General features: G+C 70.5%; 1 protein-coding gene. It reads left to right on the top strand.

Annotation, left to right across the window (positions count from 1 at the left end):
- Positions 1-24: 24 nt before the first annotated feature.
- The coding region (locus tag SM755_RS24225) for a hypothetical protein (RefSeq protein ID WP_323174909.1) at positions 25-234 on the top strand (210 nt) is incomplete at its 3' end.

Consider the following 234-nt stretch of genomic DNA (forward strand, 5'->3'; position numbering starts at 1 on the left):
CTCGCGTCGTAGGACGCCACTGGGATGTCACGAGACCGACTCACACGACCGATCGGTACCGCACGACGGAACGTCATGAAGGCGCTCGGTGCCGGCGCGGCTCTCGGCGCACTCGGCTGGTCGACGCTCGGCGCCGGCGGGGGAGACACCGGGGGGACGTCGACGGTGACCGACCTCGACGAACACACCGGGACCGTCCACGACGTCCAGACGCTCATCAGCGGCCCACCGTCG

It is taken from the genome of Natrialba sp. PRR66 (assembly GCF_034808065.1).
GTDB lineage: Archaea > Halobacteriota > Halobacteria > Halobacteriales > Natrialbaceae > Natrialba > Natrialba aegyptia.